Origin of the sequence: Curtobacterium sp. MCPF17_018 (assembly GCF_003234135.1) — a bacterium.
Taxonomy (GTDB): Bacteria; Actinomycetota; Actinomycetes; order Actinomycetales; family Microbacteriaceae; genus Curtobacterium; species Curtobacterium flaccumfaciens.
The window spans coordinates 380,801-394,827 of record NZ_QKSJ01000001.1 but is presented as its reverse complement, the minus strand read 5'-3'; the positions used below and the strand labels follow the sequence as shown (position 1 = coordinate 394,827).

The following is a 14,027-nucleotide window of genomic DNA, read 5'->3' as shown; positions in this document are numbered from 1 at the left end:
AGCGCCGTTCGGGCCGTCCGTCCGTCGTTGCAGGGGTGGTGGTCGCCTGCCGCTCACGCTGTGGTCACACTCAGGAAACCACCGCGACAGACGTCGCCACCAGCATCGTCGCGTGACCGCACACCGCTCTCGCCATCGATCCCCCGCCCTGGCCGCCACCGCCCTCGCCCTCGCCGCCGCCGTCGGCGTCCCCGTCCTGACCGCCGCGCCGGCTCCGGCCGCGGCGGCTCCCGTCCCCGCCGAGGACCTCGCGTCCCGCTTCACCCTCGCGGTGCTGCCGGACACGCAGTTCTACTCGCGCTACTCGGCGTCGCAGTTCCTCCCCCGCTACGGCGACGACCCGTTCCACGTGCAGACGGAGTGGCTCGCCGAGCACGCCGACGAGCTGCGCATCCCGTTCACCACGCACGTCGGCGACGTCGTCGACCAGGTCGGCCAGGCCGGCGAGTGGCAGGCGGCCGACCGGGCGATGTCGGTGCTCGACGACGCCGGGCTGCCGTACAGCATCACGACGGGCAACCACGACGTCCGGAACTCCGCCGACACCGTGTTCGACACCTCGTACGACCTCGCCGCCGAGCCGTACCTGCAGACCTTCCCGGCGTCCCGAGCCACCGGTCAGCCGACCGTCGAGTCCGGCACCGACCACACCGGGCTGAGCCAGTTCCACGTGTTCGAGGCCGAGGGACAGCGGTTCCTCTCGCTCGCGTTGCCGTGGCGTGCCTCGGACGAGACCCTCGCGTGGGCGAACCAGGTGATCGCGGCCCACCCGACCCTGCCGACGATCCTGACCTCGCACGAGGTCATCAACATCGCCACCGACGGCCTCACCGCGGTCGACACGGCCTACGGCGAGCGTCTGTGGAAGAACGTCATCGCCCCGAACGACCAGGTCTTCCTGACCCTCAACGGGCACTTCCACGGCTCCACCTGGAAGAGCCGCACGAACACGGCGGGGCACGCGGTGACGCAGGTCCTGATCGATCACCAGATGGACTACGAGGGCGGCAACGGCTACCTCGGCCTGATGGAGTTCGACCTGACGAACGGCACCCTCGCGATGCAGACCGCGTCGCCGTGGGTGACCTGGAAGCCGTCCTCGACCCTGACGTCCTACGACCAGCCGCTGCTCGACGCCGCCAACCAGCGGTACACCGTGCCGGTGGACTTCCGTGCACGCTTCGCCGGGTTCGCACCGGACTTCCGCGCCGGATCCGCCGACGAGCCGCCGCTCATCGACCGGGCCCGCCAGATGCTGCTCGACGGGTTCGAGGGCGCTCCGCCGGTGACGACCGAGCTGCCCGGCGGCCGTGCCGACCACACCGAGGTCGACGGCACGCTGGCCTGGTGGCGTCCCGGTGCGCAGGAGCCCGGCACCCTCGCGCCCGGTGCGACCGTGGACGACGTCGTCGGTGACGCCGACCTCACCCGCATGACCCACGCCGAGTCCGGCTCCCCGACCGCGCAGGACACCGACGTCACGATCGTCGACGAAGCGCACCCGCTCTCCTCCGACGGCGCCGGGCTCTGCTTCGCGAACGCCGACAAGGCCGCGAAGCGCTTCAGCGCACTGACCTCGCCCGGCGACACGACGGTCGACCGTGCGACGTTCCCGGACGGCTACACGATCGAGACGTTCCTCGAGGTCGACCCGTCCTGGACCGACGGCGCGAACGCGTGGTCGAAGGCGATCGTCCGGAGTGGCAACCGCTCCCAGATCGGCGTCCCGCAGACCCGCTGGGACTGGACCGCGTCCCCGGCCGCGCTCGGCATCTCGAACCTCAAGGAGTTCCAGTGGACCGAGATCACCGCGGACGCCGCGAAGGGTGACCGCACCGCGTGGTCCGGCGAGATCATCCCCGGCCGCTGGCTGCACGTCGCCCTCGTGAACGACGCCGACGCCCACACCACCACGATGTACATCGACGGCGCCCCGGTTCTCCGCAACGCCACCGACACCGGTGGGCAGACCGTGCAGGACGGCATGCCGTGGCTGTTCGGCAGCGACTGGGTCGACGACGCCGCCACGAACGGCTGGAACGGCTGCATCGGTGAGACCCGCGTGGTCGACCACCCGATCGGAGCCGAATCCTGGCTGACCGCCCGCGCCGACCTCGACGCGCTCACCGTCGACGAGCCCGGCACCCAGGCCGTACCGACCGCGATCACCGGTGACGGGCACCCCGGTGCCACCGTCACGCTCTCCGGAGCGGTGACCGGCACCACCGAGGTCCGGTCCGACGGTGGTTGGACGGTCGAGCTGGCCGGCGACGACTCCCGTCGCGCCGCCGCCGTGCGCGCGGTCGAGACCAGCTCGGCCGAGGCGGTCCAGTCGATCGGCACCCGGAGCGGGACGGCGGTCGCGTTCGCGGTCGCGGTGCCAGCCGAGGCCGAACCGGAGGATCCGGACGCACCCGCACCGGGCACCCCCGGCGACGAGACGCCCGGCGCGGGCGACAGCGGCACGGGCGACGGCGCTGCGGACGCTCCCGCCGTCCCGGTCGGCGACGTCCCCGGAGCCGGTGACCGCCCGGTCGCCGACGGCGAACTCGCCTTCACCGGCGCACACGGGCTCGGGCTCCTCGGGGTCACGGCGCTGCTGCTGCTCGTGACCGGCGCAGCGGTGCTGCTGCGGCGCCGCCTGGGCGGTCTGCCCCGCGTGACCGGCCCCGCAACGGACGCCGGCACCGGTCGGTAGCACGACAACGACGCCAGGCCCGGTGCCAGCTGGCACCTGGCCTGGCGTCCGTCAGGGGGTCAGACCACCGCGCGCAACGCGTCCGCGATGCCGGTCAGGGCCACGTCGAGCTCGTCGGCGACGCGCTGGTGGGTCGCCGTCGAGCGACGGTAGGGGTCGTCGACGTCGTCGTCGGCCGGGTCGGCGGGCGGCGGGACGGTGCCGCGCAGGCGGGCGACGCGCTCCACGAGCTGCTGCGGGCTCGTCACGTCGGCCAGGTCACCGGGCTCGAGGCCGGCGAGCACCCGCGCGAACTGCTTGATCGTGAACGTCCGCTTGGACGCCCGGGGCGCCAGGGAGACGGCGGCTGCGCGGTGCGATCGCTCGGCGGTCAGCACCAGGTCGGCACGCTCGACGATGTCGGCCGTCAGGTACCTCGACCGGTGGGCCGTCGGCTCGCCGCCGAGCCGGACGGACTGCTCGGCCGAGGCGGCGTCCATCGGGGCCCCGTCGTCGGCGATGGTGCCGGCCGACTCGACCACGAACGCCGGGGCGTCCGGACCGAGCCGAGCCGTCAGGACCTGCGCGCCGAGCGGGGACCGGCAGATGTTGCCGCTGCAGACGAACAGGATCCGCATCGTCACGCTGCGTCGGTGCGTTCGCCGGCGCGCTCGTCGGCACGTTCGTCGGCACCGAGCAGGTCGTGCCGCACGACGATGGCGTCACGGCCGGGACCGACACCGATCGCGGAGATCCGTGCGCCGGACATCGCCTCGATCGCCAGGACGTAGTCCTGCGCGTTCTTCGGCAGGTCGTCGAAGGTGCGGGCTCCGGTGATGTCCTCGGTCCAGCCGGGGAACTCCTGGTACACCGGCTTCGCGTGGTGGAAGTCGGACTGGTTGACCGGGACCTCGTCGACGCGGACGCCGTCGACCTCGTACGCGACGCACACCGGGATCGTCTCGAGCCCGGTCAGGACGTCGAGCTTGGTGAGCACGAAGTCGGTCACACCGTTGATGCGTGCCGTGTAGCGGGCGATCGGGGCGTCGTACCAGCCACAGCGGCGCGGGCGGCCGGTGGTGGTGCCGAACTCGAAGCCGTTGGCCCGCAGGAACTCGCCCGACTCGTCGAACAGCTCGGTCGGGAACGGACCGGCACCGACGCGGGTCGTGTACGCCTTGACGATGCCGATGATCCGCTCGAGCTTGCCCGGGCCGATGCCCGAACCGGTCGCAGCGCCGCCGGCGGTCGCGGACGACGAGGTGACGAACGGGTAGGTGCCGTGGTCGACGTCGAGCATCGTGGCCTGGCCGGCTTCGAACAGGACGGTCTCGCCACGCTCCAGGGCACGGTGGATCTCGAGGGCGGTGTCGGCGACCATCGGGCGCAAACGCTCGGCGAACGAGAGCAGCGACTCGACGACTTCTTCCGGGTCGATCGCGCGACGGTTGAAGACCTTGACCAGCAGGTGGTTCTTCTGGTCGAGCGCGGCCTCGACCTTCTGGCGCAGGATGTTCTCGTCGAAGATGTCCTGGATCCGGATGCCGACGCGGTTGATCTTGTCGGCGTAGGTCGGGCCGATGCCGCGACCGGTGGTGCCGATCTGGCGCTTGCCCAGGAACCGCTCGGTCACCTTGTCGACGGTGCGGTGGTAGTGCGTGATGACGTGGGCGTTGGCCGACACGAGCAGCTTCGAGACGTCGACGCCGCGGGCGCGCAGGGCGTCGAGCTCCTGGAACAACACCTCGAGGTCGACGACGACGCCGTTCCCGATGATGGGGGTCACGCCGGGCGTCAGGATGCCGGAGGGCAGCAGGTGCAGGGCGTACTTCTCGCCGCCGACGACGACGGTGTGGCCGGCGTTGTTGCCGCCGTTGAACTTCACGACGTAGTCGATGCGGGAGCCGAGGAGGTCGGTGGCCTTCCCCTTGCCCTCGTCGCCCCACTGGGCGCCGATGATGACTGCTGCGGGCATCTGGTTCTCCTCACGTTGGCGGAGGACCGCACACGGCCGTCCGGGCCGGTGGTCCACCCGAGTCTATCGGCTGGTCACCTGCGCGTCACCCGCTGTGACGCCCTGTGGACGGCGCGCCGCTTGTCCACATCCAGCGCACCTGGGTGTCCGTCCGGATCGGTCGGAGCACGGTCGGACCCGTCCAGATCCACCAGGGAAGGAGCACGACATGAGCGGCATCGGAGACAAGGCGAAGGACTTCGCCGACAGCGACAAGGGCGAGAAGGCCACGGACACCGGCCTCGACAAGGCGGGTGACGCGGCCGACAAGGCGACCGGCGGCGGGCACGGCGACCAGATCGGCAAGGCCGAGGACGCGGCCGACGGCAAGATCGGCAAGTGACGTCCGAGACGTCACCGGCAGACAGACGGGAGGCGCGGTGCCAGCTGGCACCGCGCCTCCCGTCTGTGTGTCGGTGCGTCCCGGATCGCCCGGCCGACCCCGGATCAGCTCCGGAAGAAGTCCTGGTACGACGGGTCACCGACGGGCTGGGAGTGCCCGGGCTCGGCCAGGCGCTGCTCGATCATGGCCTGGATGACGTCCGGCGGAGTGAGTCCACGACGGCGCCACTCGACCGGGTTGGACCGGAGCTGGTTCAGCGTGTTCTGCATGGGAGCAACACTGGCACCACGTAACTAGTTTGTCTAACTACCTGTCCCGTACACGCACCGACGAGTCGAGACCCCTGCACGAATAGGAGGTGCCGAGCCCGATCCGGGCCCGGCACCTCCTGGTCACCGTGTCGAACGGCGGATCAGCGCGCCACCTTCACGGTCGGCTTCGACGTCGCCGTGCCGTCCTGGTAGCCCGTCGCCTTCGCGACGACCGTCACCGACATCCGGTGACCCGCGTCCGCGGAGCCGAGCGTGTACGACGAACCCGTGGCGTTCGTCACGGCCTTGCCGTCGCGCAGCCACCGGTACGAGTAGGTGACGCCCGTGCCGTTCCACTTGCCGTGGCCCGCCTTGAGCTTCGACCCGACCTTCGGCGTGCCGGCGATCGACACCCCGCTGCCCTTCTGGAGCTGCAGGGTCGGGGCCACCCAGGTCGCGGCGACACTCTGCGCCTGGCTGCCGACCGCGTTGCCGAGGTGGAGCAGCAGGACCCGGGCACTCGCGACACCGGGCGACCGCGTGACCTGGAGCGAGCCCCGGTCGGCGAAGACGACACCCGTCGACGAGCCCTGCGCGAAGGCCAGGGGCGGCTTCGCCGGGTTGAACGCCACCGTGGTGGTCTCGTCCACGATCGACGAGCCGCTCGTGGCCGCAGCCGGCGCGTAGGCCGACTCGGTCAGGACCGAGTACGTGAACGTCGACGTGGCACCGATCAGCGCGGCATCCACCGTCAGCACCTTCACCGTGCTGTCGAAGGTGTTGACGTCCTGCCCGGGCGCACCGCCGTTGAGGGGCTGCGCGTCCACGGTCTTGCCGGTCGCGAGGTCGACCGTCGTGGCGAGGGTCGCGTCGATGGTGGCCGACTTCGCGTCGTAGACCAGGTAGTCCGGCTCACCGTCGCGGTCCGTGTCGATCAGCACCTCGACGTTGGTCACGGCGCCCGGGTTGGCGTCGGGTCCCGCAGTCTGGATGCCGAACGCCAGCGTGCCGGACGCCTTGTCGAAGCTCGCCCCGTAGGCCCGGACGTCCGCGGCACGGAGCGACTGCGACGCCGAACCCTCCGCGAACGTCTCCTGGGGGTCCGTCCCGCCGAGCACGAACGGCGCGACCGCCGCGTGGTACCCCGTCGTCGCCGTCCCCTGGTCGACCACCCGGCCGCGCAGCGGCAGGTCGGCGGTCTTCTGGGAGCCGGTGTACGTGATGCCCGCGCCGCGGACGGCACTCACGGGCTTCGGCGCGACGTACGTGCCGACCCGCAGCGGATCGGTCGTGGTGTCGGTCGGGGTGAAGGTGACGAGTCCGGTGGCCGCCGCGACGAACTCGCGCTGGTACCCCTTCTGGACCGACTCCTGGGAGGGGTCGATGACCCGGCGGAGGGCCGTCGGGTCGGCGATCGTGAACGTCAGGTCCACGACGGCACCCCGGCCCGGCTGGACCGTGACGCGCTTGGTGCTGAGCGAGAACGCCACACCCGGCTGGGACACCCGCGGCTGGTAGGCCACGTCGTAGGTGTGCGCGGTCGAGCTGGTGTTCTCGACGAGCAGGGACCGGGTCTCGGTGGTCTTCGCGGCGACCTCGACGACACCGAACGAGGCGGTGACGAGCTGGCCGTTCTCGACGCTGCGGACCGTGGTGTCCGCCGTGACGGCCTGCAGCGCGTCGACGCGGCCGGTGCCCTGACGGAGCAGGGTCGCGGTGCCGTCACCGTCCTCGACGTCGTGCGTCGCCGTGTTCATCAGCGCCGCCTTCACCTGCGGGGCGGACCAGGTCGGGTGCGACTGGAACGTCAGCGCCGCGATGCCCGCGACGTCCGGCGTGGCCATCGAGGTGCCGCTCATCGACATGCGGCCGTCACCGGTGCCGTTGGCCGCCGAGATCACGTTGACCCCGGGGCCGGCGATGTCCGGCTTGACGATGTCGGCGAACGACCCGTGCACGCCACGGCTGGTGAACGACGCGAGCGTGTTCACGGCGTCCGCCTCGAAGGCGACCTCGAAGCCCTTGAGCTCGTCCGCGAAGCGGACGTGCAGGGTCCCCGCCTTGGCGGTGGCCTGGAGGCTCGCCACGCTCTTCGCGGTCAGCTCGGCACCCGGGATGGTCGCGTTGCCACCGATGCCGGATTCGAACGTGTCGAGCGTGCCCGCCAGCAGGACGCCGACGCCGCCGGCGGCCTCGACGTTGTCGAAGCGGACAGCGGAACCGCACTCGAGCGCGGCGTCGGTCCACTTCAGCCAGACGACCTTGCCCGCGATCTCCGCGGCGTCCGCGGGGCTGAACGCTGCGCAGCCGTCGATGTTCGCGGTCGGGACGACAACGTCGCCCTCGACGGGCAGGGTGCCCGTGAAGTTGGACGAGTACTGCGAACGGTAGGTCTTCGCGACGTCGGCCGGCGCGGTGACCTGGACGCCGTCGTAGAGCGACTGGCCCGTGGCGCTCGCGGCGACGGTGAGCGCACCCTCGGCGTTGCCCGGCGAACCACCGATGTCGGTGAAGTCGTCGGCGTTGCCCGAGGCGATCACGGGGAGCACGCCGCGAGCGGTCAGTGCGTCGATCTTGGCGTTGTCGGGGTCGTCCGGCGCGCCGTAGTCGGAGCCGAGCGACAGGTTCAGGACGTTAATGTCCTTGCCCTCGGTGAGCGCCTGGCCCACCCAGTCGAGCGCGGCACCGGTGACGTCGGTCGAGCCGCCGTTGTCACCGAAGACCTTCAGGGCGTACAGGCCGGCCTCGGGCGCGGTGCCCGGACCGATCCACATGTCCTGCACCTGCTGCGTGGTGAGCTTGGTGTAGTCACCGTCGAACCGCTGCTTGTCGGCGGTCAGGCCGTAGCCGGCGATCGAGCCGGACACGTGCGTGCCGTGGTCGCCGCCCTTGCCGTCGATCGGGTTGTCGTCGGGAGCCGGCACCGGGTCGTAGGCGTCCGGGTCCGTCGGGTCGGCGTTGTAGGTCGCACCGGCGAAGTCGTACCCGCCGAGGAACTTCGACGCGTCGTACAGGCTCGGGTCCGGGGCGCCGCCGCTCGCGTTCGCCAGGGCCTGCTGGTACGCCTCGGTGGTGCCGGGGCCGCCGAAGTCGGCCTGCGTGTAGTCGAGACCGGTGTCGAGGACGGCGACGTTGACGTCCTTGCCGGTGTGGCCGGTCTGCTGCCAGGCGTCGAGCGAACGCGTGTAGACGTCGCTCGCGGCGTTCTTCGGCGCGACGCCGTCGGCACCGGGCTGGACCAGGCCGGGGTCGACGCCCGAGGGAGCGGCGTCGGCGTCCTCGCTGACCGTCGGCTCGACGATCTTCTTCGGCGTGAGCGGGATGATGCTCTCGACGTCGGACCGCTCCGCGATCTGCCGGAACGCGTCGACGTCGGCGACGACCGCGACTCCGGGGACGGTGTACTCGGTCGAGTAGAGCTCGGTCGCCTCGGCGTCGGCTCGCTCGACGGCCGACCGCACCGCGGCGACGGTCGACTGGATCGCCTCGACGCGGTTCTTGGCTGCGGAGGACTGGGTCCGCGACTTCGTCAGGTCCCCGCCCTTCGCCTTGGCGTCCACTTCGAGGGCACCCTGGCCGGTCGTGCGCACGAACGCGGCGACGGTCTTCGTCGGCTTGGCGTCACGGAGCGGGGCGGAGAGCTTGAGGTCGGCCACCGAGATCCCGGCCGGAGCTGCGGAGGCCGCACCCCCGACTGCGAGACCGCCACACGCGAGGGCCGCGACGGCGATGCCGGCGGTCAGGACGCGGGTGAAGCGACGGGGTGTTGGGTTCGGGTCGGGAATCGGTGTTGCACGGTTCAAAGAGGGCACTCCAGGCTCAGTCCGTGGTTCGCATGAGATTCCTGTGAAGCTATGCGTTCGTTCTCAGGCAGGACAGTCCGCTCTTTGGGGGACCCCCCTCGTCCGGGGGACGGAACCTGTTAAGTTGCACACCTGTGTGCACGTTATTACGATGGGTCCGTGACCACCACCGAGCAGCCCTCCCGCGCGCCCCGCCGCGACGCCACGGAGAACCGGGCAGCCCTCCTCGACGCGGCGAAGACCTGCTTGCAGCAGGACCCGGATGCCTCGATCGAGACGATCGCCGCGTCGGCCGGCCTGTCGCGCCGTGCGGTGTACGGACACTTCCCCTCGCGCGACGACCTGGTGCGCGAGGTCGTGACCGCCGGCGCCGCCCGGATCGCCGCCGCCATGCCCACCACCTCGGACCTGCAGGAGCTCCCGCCGGCCGCACGCCTCGCCGCCATCGCCGTGACGCTCTGGACCGAGGTGTCGCACGTCCGCTCGATGGCCCGGGTCGCCGTGCGCAGCCCCTTCGCCGAACCCGTCGCCGAGGTGTTCACCCCGCTGCGCTCACAGGTGCGCCAGGCGTGCGCGCTCGGGATCGCCGACGGCGCCATGCGGAACGACGTCGACCCCGAGACCCTCGGCCGTCTGGTCGAGGGCGCGTGCATCGCCGTCCTCGACGAGGCCACCCGTTCCGGCACGAGCGACGAGGACGGCCGGCGCATGGTGGTGGTGTCGGCGCTGGGCACGGCCGGCATCGACTGGCGCACCGCGCTGCTCTCCGAACCCGCCGCTCCTGCTCCTGCTCCTGCTCCCGCTCCCGCTCTCGTCCGGAAGGACCACGCATGACGCTCGAACTCGACCACGTCGGCATCGGCGAGGAGCCCGGCGCGCCCCTGCCCGTCGTCTCCGCCGTCGCCGCCCCCGGACGCCCGGGGGTCCTCGCCGTCGAGACCGAGCAGGCACCCGTGCTCGCGTCACTCGTCGCCGGTGGCCGCATGCAGCCCGACACCGGGCGGCTGCTGCTCGACGGCCACGAGGACCCGGCAGCCGTCCGGCGCTCGTTCGCCCTCGTCGACACCCCCGGGGTCGCCGAGCCCTTCCCCGTCATGACCCTCAAGCAGATCGTGCGCGAGGAGCTCGCGTTCGCCGGGCAGCGGCCGAACCGCGAGCACGTCGACACCGTGCTCGACGAGCTCGGACTGCGGGACTACGTCGACACCGCCGTGCAGCGGGTGCCGACCGCCGTGCGTGTCCGGCTGCTCGTCGAACTCGCCCTGCTCCGCGACGGGGTGACCGGCATCGTGATCACCTCGCCCGAGCGGCACGGCGGCGCCGTCGAGGACTGGTTCCAGGTGGTCCGCGACGTGACCCGGCGGGGCGTGACCGTGGTCCTCGTGACCTCGAAGGCCGCCGCCGCGACCGTCGAGCACCTGCTCGACACGATCGACACGCACGACGACGTCGCGACGCTCGTGACGCCCCAGACCGAGGACCCCGAGGACGTGGCCCGAACCGACGGAACCGAGCCGGGCCTCCCGGCCGCTCCTTCCGTCACCCAAGCATCCGCAACCGTCCCGACGGAGGCACAGAAGTGACCACCACCTCGCTCGTCCGCGCAGAACTCGCGCGGCTCACCGCGACCCCGCTCGCACGCCTGGCGTTCATCGCGCTGATGATCGTGCCGCTGCTGTACGGCGGCGCCTACCTGTGGGCGAACCGCGACCCCTACGCGAAGCTCGACCAGATCCCCGCCGCGATCGTGAACCTCGACGCCGGCGCCACGCTGGACGGCGAGCACGTCGACTACGGCAAGGACGTCACGAAGGAGGCCATCGACGGCGCCGACTTCAAGTGGACGAAGACCAGCGCCGCCGATGCCCGCTCCGGCGTCCGGAACGGCACCTACGACTTCGTCGTCACCATCCCGCACGACTTCTCCGAGCACCTGGTGTCCGCGCAGTCCGACGACCCGACGCAGGCGAAGCTCGTCATGACGACGGCCGACACGAACTCGTACCTGGCCTCCACCATCGCCGAGCAGGCGGGCAAGACCATGCGTACCGCCGTCGCCGAGCGCGTCGGCAAGCAGGCGGCGAAGACCCTGCTCGTTGGGCTCGCCGACGTGCGGGACAGCCTCGGCGACGCCGTCGACGGGGCCGATGAACTCGCTTCCGGAACCGCCAAGGCGGACTCGGGTGCGCACGAGCTCGCCGACGGCACCGGCAAGCTGTCCTCCGGTGCGGCGGAGCTCGCCTCCGGCACGGCCGACCTGCCGTCGCAGACCCAGCAGCTGAACAGCGGGGCGCAGCAGGTGGCGTCGGGGGCGTCGACCCTGGCGTCCGGGCTGGCCAGCGCGCAGCAGCAGACGGCGGCGCTGCCGTCGCAGACGCAGCAGTTGAACGCGGGGGCGCAGCAGCTGCAGACCGGGCTGCACCAGCTCCGTGACCAGACGGCCTCGCTGCCGTCGGACTCGCAGAAGCTCGCCAGTGGAGCCTCGCAGGTCGCCACCGGGAACGCCACGCTGGCCAACGAGGCAACGCCGTTCATCGAGGGTGTCCAGCAGCTCTCGGCGCAGTCGCCGCAACTCGTCGCGTCGCTGAAGCCGGTCGTGCAGGCGTCCACGGTGCTCACCCCGGAGCAGAAGACCACGCTGCTCGCCGGACTCGACGACCTGCAGGCCGGCAGCGCCGACCTCGGCACCGGTGCCGGCGAACTGTCGGGCAACCTGCAGAAGCTCAAGACCGGCAGCGCGCAGGTGTCCGCCGGGGCATCGCAGCTCGCCGAGCAGGCTCCGGCGCTGACGAGTGGCATCCAACAGCTCTCCGACGGCTCCGACACGCTCGCCGCCGGCACCGGCAAGCTCGCGGCGAAGGCTCCGGAGCTGTCGTCCGGCATCGCCACCGCGGCGACGGGCGCATCCACGCTCTCGTCCGGAGCGTCGAAGGTGGCCGACGGGACGTCGACGCTGGCCGCTGCGGCTCCGACCCTGTCGTCCGGTGCGTCGCAGCTCGCGTCCGGGGCGAAGACCGCGGACCAGGGCGCTTCGTCGCTCGCATCGGGGCTCGACGAGCTCAAGACCGGCTCGTCGAAGCTCGCGTCGTCGCTCGACGAGGGCCGCACGAAGATCCCGGCGTCGAACGCCTCGGAGCGTGAGTCGCAGGCCTCGGTCATCTCCGACCCGGTCAAGGTCGGGGACGACAACGTCGCCGCCGCGTCGAACTACGGCGCCGGCCTCGCGCCGTTCTTCATCTCGCTCGCGGCCTGGATCGGCATGTACGCGCTGTTCCTCATCCTGAAGCCGATCTCGAAGCGTGCGATCACGGCGGTCCGGAAGCCCCTCGCGGTGGTGTTCGGCGGCTGGCTGACCCCGGCGCTCCTCGGCCTGGTGCAGATGGTGGCGCTGTTCTTCATCGTGCGCTTCGCCCTCGACCTGAACGTGGTGCACGTCGGCGGCACGATCGGCATCATGGTGCTGGCCTCGGCGACCTTCGCGGCGATCATCATGGCGCTCAACGTGCTGCTCGGGTCCGTGGGGCAGTTCCTCGGCCTGGTGCTGATGCTCGTGCAGCTCGTCACCGCCGGTGGCACGTTCCCGTGGCAGACGCTGCCGGGACCGTTGGCGGCGCTGCACTTCGCGCTGCCGATGACGTACTCGGTCGACGCGATCCGGCAGACGATGTACGGCGGGAACCTCGGCGCCGCGTGGTCCGACGCGGGCGTGCTGCTCTGCTGGCTGCTCGGGGCGCTCCTGGTGTCCTTCGTGGTCACGGCGCGGCAGACCCGTTCCCGCACGCTGCGCGACCTGCGCCCGAGCCTGATCGGGTAGCGGAGCGCGCGGGGGCGCCGGGGCGCCGGGGCGCCGGGCGCGGGCGCGGCACGCTTCGTGAGCGGAAGAGGTCGGGTGACATCAGGTCACCCGACCTCTTCTGCTCACGAAGTGCGTTCGCCGAGCGGCTGGTGCACCATCCCGCCGCCGAGGGTGCTCAGGTCGTCCGTCGGCAGGGCTGCACGGGCGTCGGCGTCGAGCACGGCGGACGCGTCGTCGAGGGGGTGGAAACCGATGCGCTCCCCGGCGGACAGGTCAGCCGGCGACCCAGTGTTCCGCGACAGGGCCCAGACCGCGTGGTGCCCAGGGTCGCGGAGCGCCACCGTCGCGAGCACCAGGCGTGTCAGGTCGTCGGGCGAGGTCCACATGAGCAGCCCCCGGGTCGTCGGCGGCAGCGCCCCGAACGCACCGATCCGCGCGGACACGATCGACATCTCGTACCGGTCGGCGAACAGGCTGCCGAGCAGTTCCATCGCCGCCTTCGTCACGCCGTAGTACGTGTCCGGACGGGGCAGTCGGTCGCCGGGCACACTCCCCGGCTGGTCGAGGGGTTCGGGCACCAGCCCCACTGCGTGGATCGAGCTCGCCTGCACCACCCGGAGCACCCCGGCGGCGGCCGCCCGTTCGAGCACGTTCTTCGTGCCGGTCAGGTTCGCCGCGATCAGGTCCTCCCAGGCGGCCTCGGTCGGGATGCCCGCCAGGTGCACCACGGTGTCGACCCCGGCGAGCGCATCGTCCACCGCCGCCGGGTCGTTCACCGAACCGGGCACGAACCGTTCCCCGGCGACGATCGGATCGTGGGGCCGCTGTTCGTCGAGCAGCACGAGGTCGTGTCCCGCGGACCGCAGTCGAGGACGCAGGGCGCTCCCGATCCGACCCGCGGCTCCGGTGATGAGCAGCGTCGCCATACAGCGGACGCTACCCCCGGCGCGCGAGCAGCGACCCCAGCTGCCCGCGCGGCGAACGCGACTTCTGTGCACAACGCGCACCGGGCCTCCCGTGTGGAGGAGCAGCCACGCGTCGATCGTGAGCAGAAGAGGTCGAGTCGCCGCTCCGCACCCGACCAGTTCTGCTCACGAAGCGAACCGGCGCGCGCCCGCTACGATCGACGCACGAGCCAACGGA

The 14,027-nt window shown here is 71.6% G+C and carries 10 protein-coding genes; 5 read left to right on the top strand and 5 right to left on the bottom strand.

Annotated elements, in window-relative coordinates:
* Positions 1 to 112 precede the first annotated feature (112 nt).
* Positions 113 to 2,698: a LamG-like jellyroll fold domain-containing protein gene (locus DEJ27_RS01855; RefSeq protein WP_220032913.1), complete on the top strand. Its 2,586-nt coding sequence runs from the start codon at positions 113 to 115 to the stop codon at positions 2,696 to 2,698.
* 59 nt (positions 2,699 to 2,757) lie between these two features.
* Here the strand turns inward: DEJ27_RS01855 and DEJ27_RS01850 are convergent, their stop codons facing one another.
* Positions 2,758 to 3,315 carry a low molecular weight phosphatase family protein gene (locus DEJ27_RS01850; protein ID WP_258370284.1) on the bottom strand — a complete coding sequence of 186 codons (558 nt, stop codon included), beginning with the start codon at positions 3,313 to 3,315 and terminating at the stop codon, positions 2,758 to 2,760.
* A 2-nt stretch (positions 3,316 to 3,317) separates the two neighbouring features.
* Complete coding sequence (locus DEJ27_RS01845; RefSeq protein ID WP_110858789.1) at positions 3,318 to 4,652, bottom strand: adenylosuccinate synthase; 1,335 nt, start codon at positions 4,650 to 4,652, stop codon at positions 3,318 to 3,320.
* 208 nt (positions 4,653 to 4,860) lie between these two features.
* On the opposite strand from DEJ27_RS01845, the gene DEJ27_RS01840 reads away from it, so the two are divergent.
* Positions 4,861 to 5,034: an antitoxin gene (locus DEJ27_RS01840; protein ID WP_110858788.1), complete on the top strand. Its 174-nt coding sequence runs from the start codon at positions 4,861 to 4,863 to the stop codon at positions 5,032 to 5,034.
* 104 nt (positions 5,035 to 5,138) lie between these two features.
* Here DEJ27_RS01840 and DEJ27_RS17640 read toward each other — a convergent pair whose 3' ends face one another.
* Entirely contained in the window at positions 5,139 to 5,303 is a 165-nt protein-coding gene (locus DEJ27_RS17640) for a hypothetical protein (protein ID WP_155896763.1), read from the bottom strand.
* Positions 5,304 to 5,446: 143 nt separating this feature from the next.
* Complete coding sequence (locus DEJ27_RS01835; protein ID WP_111090197.1) at positions 5,447 to 9,088, bottom strand: S8 family serine peptidase; 3,642 nt, start codon at positions 9,086 to 9,088, stop codon at positions 5,447 to 5,449.
* 159 nt (positions 9,089 to 9,247) lie between these two features.
* On the opposite strand from DEJ27_RS01835, the gene DEJ27_RS01830 reads away from it, so the two are divergent.
* Genes DEJ27_RS01830 through DEJ27_RS01820 form a run of 3 tightly spaced genes read left to right on the top strand, consistent with a single transcriptional unit; the run spans position 9,248 to position 12,902 of the window.
* Complete coding sequence (locus tag DEJ27_RS01830; RefSeq protein ID WP_111090196.1) at positions 9,248 to 9,922, top strand: TetR/AcrR family transcriptional regulator; 675 nt, start codon at positions 9,248 to 9,250, stop codon at positions 9,920 to 9,922.
* Positions 9,919 to 10,671: a hypothetical protein gene (locus DEJ27_RS01825; RefSeq protein WP_111090195.1), complete on the top strand. Its 753-nt coding sequence runs from the start codon at positions 9,919 to 9,921 to the stop codon at positions 10,669 to 10,671. The genes DEJ27_RS01830 and DEJ27_RS01825 overlap by 4 nt, the downstream gene beginning before the upstream one ends.
* Entirely contained in the window at positions 10,668 to 12,902 is a 2,235-nt protein-coding gene (locus tag DEJ27_RS01820) for a YhgE/Pip domain-containing protein (protein WP_111090194.1), read from the top strand. Before DEJ27_RS01825 ends, DEJ27_RS01820 begins: the two co-directional genes overlap by 4 nt.
* Positions 12,903 to 13,006: 104 nt before the next feature.
* On the opposite strand, the gene DEJ27_RS01815 is transcribed toward DEJ27_RS01820, so the two are convergent.
* The gene (locus DEJ27_RS01815; protein WP_111090193.1) at positions 13,007 to 13,810 is read right to left on the bottom strand and encodes an NAD(P)-dependent oxidoreductase; all 804 of its coding nucleotides are present in this window, start codon (positions 13,808 to 13,810) and stop codon (positions 13,007 to 13,009) included.
* Positions 13,811 to 14,027 lie beyond the last annotated feature (217 nt).

Bases quoted from the DNA above. Each gene is read 5' to 3' on its own strand.
- DEJ27_RS01850 (WP_258370284.1), bottom strand. From the start codon at position 3,315: ATGCGGATCCTGTTCGTCTGCAGCGGCAACATCTGCCGGTCCCCGCTC.
- DEJ27_RS01845 (WP_110858789.1), bottom strand. From the start codon at position 4,652: ATGCCCGCAGCAGTCATCATCGGCGCCCAGTGGGGCGACGAGGGCAAG.
- DEJ27_RS01840 (WP_110858788.1), top strand. From the start codon at position 4,861: ATGAGCGGCATCGGAGACAAGGCGAAGGACTTCGCCGACAGCGACAAG.
- DEJ27_RS17640 (WP_155896763.1), bottom strand. From the start codon at position 5,303: ATGCAGAACACGCTGAACCAGCTCCGGTCCAACCCGGTCGAGTGGCGC.
- DEJ27_RS01825 (WP_111090195.1), top strand. From the start codon at position 9,919: ATGACGCTCGAACTCGACCACGTCGGCATCGGCGAGGAGCCCGGCGCG.
- DEJ27_RS01815 (WP_111090193.1), bottom strand. From the start codon at position 13,810: ATGGCGACGCTGCTCATCACCGGAGCCGCGGGTCGGATCGGGAGCGCC.